This window comes from Chryseobacterium defluvii (assembly GCF_003634775.1).
Classification (GTDB): Bacteria; Bacteroidota; Bacteroidia; order Flavobacteriales; family Weeksellaceae; genus Chryseobacterium; species Chryseobacterium defluvii.
Genome location: NZ_RBXB01000005.1, coordinates 1 through 5646, shown reverse-complemented (window position 1 = coordinate 5646; position 5646 = coordinate 1). Strand labels below are relative to the sequence as shown.

General features: G+C 46.2%; 1 protein-coding gene, 2 tRNA genes and 3 rRNA genes. 5 read left to right on the top strand and 1 reads right to left on the bottom strand.

Annotated features, from left to right (window positions below):
* The coding region (locus tag BCF58_RS17630; RefSeq protein ID WP_228434828.1) for a hypothetical protein at positions 1-282 on the bottom strand (282 nt) is incomplete at its 3' end.
* A gap of 171 nt (positions 283-453) precedes the next feature.
* Here BCF58_RS17630 and BCF58_RS17220 point away from each other — a divergent pair.
* The 5 genes from BCF58_RS17220 to rrf all read left to right on the top strand — a co-directional run bounded on the left by BCF58_RS17220 (position 454) and on the right by rrf (position 5590).
* Positions 454-1970: ribosomal RNA gene (locus BCF58_RS17220) — 16S ribosomal RNA — on the top strand.
* Positions 1971-2186: 216 nt separating this feature from the next.
* A tRNA-Ile gene (locus BCF58_RS17215) sits at positions 2187-2260 on the top strand.
* Between the two features lie 82 nt (positions 2261-2342).
* Positions 2343-2416: transfer RNA gene (locus BCF58_RS17210), tRNA-Ala, on the top strand.
* Between the two features lie 157 nt (positions 2417-2573).
* Positions 2574-5329 (top strand): 23S ribosomal RNA (locus tag BCF58_RS17205).
* 153 nt (positions 5330-5482) lie between these two features.
* Positions 5483-5590, top strand: a 5S ribosomal RNA gene (gene rrf / locus BCF58_RS17200).
* Together the 16S, 23S and 5S rRNA genes with 2 tRNA genes alongside form the textbook arrangement of a ribosomal RNA operon.
* The last annotated feature ends 56 nt before the right edge of the window (positions 5591-5646 follow it).

The following is a 5646-nucleotide window of genomic DNA, read 5'->3' as shown; positions in this document are numbered from 1 at the left end:
TAAGATAGTATCTTTGCCCCACTGAAAACGAGAGATAGTAGGTAGCGCAGGAGAGCTTTTAGGTAAGCGGAAAATTAATGAAATACTTTTATAATTAGGAATAATTATGGGGGATAGGATCTTGAAAAACTTTTCAATTTTTTTTAAGGAAAAAGTTGTGAGATTTAAAAAGATTTGTATCTTTGCAGTCCCTAAATAAGGGAGCGCAGGAGTATAGGATTGGATGGATGAAGAGAGGGTTAAGGTTAATAAAAAAAACTTTAAAATTTCTTTCAGAAACATTTGGTCAATTAGAAAATAATTTTTACTTTTGCACTCGCAAATCAGGGCCAACGAATGACAGAGATTGGTTTGATTAAAGCGATAGAATAGAAGATCATTGAAATATAATATAACAACCAAGTAAGGAAAAAACTAAAGCGTTAAAAAACTTTGAGTGAGTCAGACAAACATACAATGGAGAGTTTGATCCTGGCTCAGGATGAACGCTAGCGGGAGGCCTAACACATGCAAGCCGAGCGGTAGAGTCTCTTCGGAGACTTGAGAGCGGCGTACGGGTGCGGAACACGTGTGCAACCTGCCTTTATCAGGGGGATAGCCTTTCGAAAGGAAGATTAATACCCCATAATATATTTTGAGGCATCTTAAGATATTGAAAACTCCGGTGGATAAAGATGGGCACGCGCAAGATTAGATAGTTGGTGGGGTAACGGCCTACCAAGTCAATGATCTTTAGGGGGCCTGAGAGGGTGATCCCCCACACTGGTACTGAGACACGGACCAGACTCCTACGGGAGGCAGCAGTGAGGAATATTGGACAATGGGTGCGAGCCTGATCCAGCCATCCCGCGTGAAGGACGACGGCCCTATGGGTTGTAAACTTCTTTTGTACAGGGATAAACCTTTCCACGTGTGGAAAGCTGAAGGTACTGTACGAATAAGCACCGGCTAACTCCGTGCCAGCAGCCGCGGTAATACGGAGGGTGCAAGCGTTATCCGGATTTATTGGGTTTAAAGGGTCCGTAGGCGGATCAGTAAGTCAGTGGTGAAATCTCATAGCTCAACTATGAAACTGCCATTGATACTGCTGGTCTTGAGTAAGGTAGAAGTAGCTGGAATAAGTAGTGTAGCGGTGAAATGCATAGATATTACTTAGAACACCAATTGCGAAGGCAGGTTACTATGTCTTAACTGACGCTGATGGACGAAAGCGTGGGGAGCGAACAGGATTAGATACCCTGGTAGTCCACGCCGTAAACGATGCTAACTCGTTTTTGGGTTTTCGGATTCAGAGACTAAGCGAAAGTGATAAGTTAGCCACCTGGGGAGTACGAACGCAAGTTTGAAACTCAAAGGAATTGACGGGGGCCCGCACAAGCGGTGGATTATGTGGTTTAATTCGATGATACGCGAGGAACCTTACCAAGGCTTAAATGGGAATTGATCGGTTTAGAAATAGACCTTCCTTCGGGCAATTTTCAAGGTGCTGCATGGTTGTCGTCAGCTCGTGCCGTGAGGTGTTAGGTTAAGTCCTGCAACGAGCGCAACCCCTGTCACTAGTTGCCATCATTAAGTTGGGGACTCTAGTGAGACTGCCTACGCAAGTAGAGAGGAAGGTGGGGATGACGTCAAATCATCACGGCCCTTACGCCTTGGGCCACACACGTAATACAATGGCCGGTACAGAGGGCAGCTACACAGCGATGTGATGCAAATCTCGAAAGCCGGTCTCAGTTCGGATTGGAGTCTGCAACTCGACTCTATGAAGCTGGAATCGCTAGTAATCGCGCATCAGCCATGGCGCGGTGAATACGTTCCCGGGCCTTGTACACACCGCCCGTCAAGCCATGGAAGTCTGGGGTACCTGAAGTCGGTGACCGTAAAAGGAGCTGCCTAGGGTAAAACAGGTAACTAGGGCTAAGTCGTAACAAGGTAGCCGTACCGGAAGGTGCGGCTGGAACATCTCATTTTAGAGCGTCTTACGGGACGATAAACAAAATTAGTACGCAAGTACATATACTTACTTAAAGTTTAAGCTTTAGTTTTTTATTTGGTTGATATATAAAACAATACAACACCCACTAGAAATTAGTAAAGGGATAGAGAGATTTTAGATTATAAATTATAGATTTTAGATTTAAAGAATTATTTAAAATTTTCAATTTAAAATTTAAAATTAATAATGAAGTCTCGTAGCTCAGCTGGTTAGAGCGCTACACTGATAATGTAGAGGTCGGCAGTTCGAGCCTGCCCGAGACTACTAATTAAAGCGGATAGCAAATAGCTTATAGCTACTGGCAAAAAGGCCAAAAGCAATTAGCCAAAAGCTAGAGGCAACTAGCGGGGAATTAGCTCAGCTGGCTAGAGCGCCTGCCTTGCACGCAGGAGGTCAAGGGTTCGACTCCCTTATTCTCCACAGTTTTGGAGGTTTAGTTTAAAAGTGACGATTGGAGCCAAAAACAACAATTGTTTACTAGACCAAAAAGAAGAAAATAAGATCATTGACATTAACGGTAAAGACATCACAAAGAGAAAACCGAGCACTTATAAGTGCTTGAGTAACCAAAAATAGGAAAGAAATCGTTAAGGGCGTATGGCGGATGCCTAGGCTTTCAGAGGCGACGAAGGACGTGGTAAGCTGCGAAAAGCTGCGGGGATTGGCACACACGAATTGATCCGCAGATATCCGAATGGGGCAACCCGGCAGGTTGAAGACCTGTCACCTCGTAAGAGGAGCAAACCCGGAGAACTGAAACATCTAAGTACCCGGAGGAAAAGAAATCGAAGAGATTCCGTAAGTAGTGGCGAGCGAAAGCGGATTAGCCCAAAAGCTTTTATATGTTTAATAGAATGTTCTGGAAAGAACAGCCATAGAGGGTGATAGCCCCGTATATGAAAGGCATATTTGAGTGATAAATGAGTAGGGCGGGACACGTGAAATCCTGTCTGAATATGGGGGGACCATCCTCCAAGGCTAAATACTCCTGAAAGACCGATAGTGAACAAGTACTGTGAAGGAAAGGTGAAAAGCACTTCGAATAGAAGGGTGAAATAGAACCTGAAACCGTACGCCTACAAGCGGTCGGAGCCCACAAGTTGGGTGACGGCGTGCCTTTTGCATAATGAGCCTACGAGTTAATTTTACTAGCGAGGTTAAGGTATTAAGTACCGGAGCCGGAGCGAAAGCGAGTCTGAATAGGGCGCTGAGTTAGTAGGATTAGACGCGAAACCTTGTGATCTACCCATGGGCAGGTTGAAGCTCTGGTAACACAGAGTGGAGGACCGAACCGGTTGACGTTGAAAAGTCTTCGGATGACCTGTGGGTAGGGGTGAAAGGCCAATCAAACTGGGAGATAGCTCGTACTCTCCGAAATGCATTTAGGTGCAGCGTCGATGTTAAGTTTATTAGAGGTAGAGCTACTGATTGGATGCGGGGGTTTCACCACCTACCAATTCCTGACAAACTCCGAATGCTAATAAATGTTCGTCGGCAGTGAGGGCATGGGTGCTAAGGTCCATGTCCGAGAGGGAAAGAACCCAGACCAACAGCTAAGGTCCCCAAATATATGCTAAGTTGAAGCAACGCGGTTGAACTGCATTGACAGCTAGGATGTTGGCTTGGAAGCAGCCATTCATTTAAAGAGTGCGTAACAGCTCACTAGTCGAGCGGTTCGGCATGGATAATAATCGGGCATAAGCATATTACCGAAGCTATGGATTTATAATTAATTATATCTGGTAGGAGAGCATTCTGTTTGCGCCGAAGCAGTATCGTGAGGTATTGTGGAGCGGACAGAAAAGAAAATGTAGGCATAAGTAACGATAAAGGGGGCGAGAAACCCCCTCACCGAAAGACTAAGGTTTCCTCAGCCATGCTAATCAGCTGAGGGTTAGTCGGGACCTAACGCGAACCCGAAAGGGGTAGTGGATGGACAATGGGTTAATATTCCCATACTTGCTCACAATAAAAGGGGACGGTTCGATGTAGCTATTGAAGACGGACGGAAGTGTCAAGGCCTAGCCTTCGGGCGAAGCTGTTATAGTGTAATCGGATCCAAGAAAAGCCGAAGTGAAGCAACCCGTACCAAAACCGACACAGGTGGTCGAGGAGAGAATCCTAAGGTGCTCGAGTGAGTCGTGGCTAAGGAACTAGGCAAAATAGTCTCGTAACTTCGGAAGAAGAGACGCCAACAGCAATGTTGGCCGCAGTGAAGAGGCCCAGGCGACTGTTTATCAAAAACACAGGACTCTGCTAAATCGAAAGATGCTGTATAGGGTCTGACACCTGCCCGGTGCTGGAAGGTTAAGGAAGGTGCTTAGGGTTAAACCGAAGGCATTAACTGAAGCCCCAGTAAACGGCGGCCGTAACTATAACGGTCCTAAGGTAGCGAAATTCCTTGTCGGGTAAGTTCCGACCTGCACGAATGGTGTAACGATCTGGGCACTGTCTCAGCCACGAGCTCGGTGAAATTGTAGTATCGGTGAAGATGCCGATTACCCGCAATGGGACGAAAAGACCCTGTGAACCTTTACTATAACTTCGTATTGACTTTGAGTAAGTAATGTGTAGGATAGGTGGGAGGCTTTGAAGCCGGCACGCTAGTGTTGGTGGAGCCGACGTTGAAATACCACCCTTTACTTACTTGGAGCCTAACTTCTTTTAGAAGGACATTGCGTGGTGGGTAGTTTGACTGGGGTGGTCGCCTCCAAAAGAGTAACGGAGGCTTTCAAAGGTACCCTCAGCACGCTTGGTAACCGTGCGTAGAGTGTAATGGCATAAGGGTGCTTGACTGTGAGACCTACAAGTCGATCAGGTGCGAAAGCAGGACATAGTGATCCGGTGGTTCCGTATGGAAGGGCCATCGCTCATAGGATAAAAGGTACTCCGGGGATAACAGGCTAGTCTCCCCCAAGAGCTCACATCGACGGGGAGGTTCGGCACCTCGATGTCGGCTCGTCACATCCTGGGGCTGGAGAAGGTCCCAAGGGTTGGGCTGTTCGCCCATTAAAGTGGCACGCGAGCTGGGTTCAGAACGTCGTGAGACAGTTCGGTCTCTATCTATTGCGGGCGTTAGATGTTTGAGAGGGCTTGATTCTAGTACGAGAGGACCGAATTGAACAAACCTCTGGTGTATCAGTTGTACCGCCAGGTGCACCGCTGAGTAGCTATGTTTGGAAGAGATAAGCACTGAAAGCATATAAGTGCGAAACTCGCCTCAAGATGAGACATCTTTTAAGGGTCGTGGGAGATGACCACGTTGATAGGCTACAGGTGTAAAGTTGGTAACAGCATAGCCGAGTAGTACTAATTACCCGTAGATTTATAGCCTATGGTAACTATATATAAGCCTTATAAGTGCAGTTAAGGTTTTGTCTTTGTGAAAGTTTTTATCGATTAAAACAGGTAGCAGATGATAGCTATCAGGTGGCAGGGAAAACCTGCAACCTATTACCTACATCCTGCAACCTTATATACCTTCTTTAGGGTGGTTTTAGCGGTGGGGCTCACCTGTTCCCATTCCGAACACAGAAGTTAAGCCCACCAGCGCCGATGGTACTGCGAAAGCGGGAGAGTAGGTCACCGCCAGTTTTTATTTTTAAACCTCATACAGTAATGTGTGAGGTTTTTTTGTTTTATATCCATAT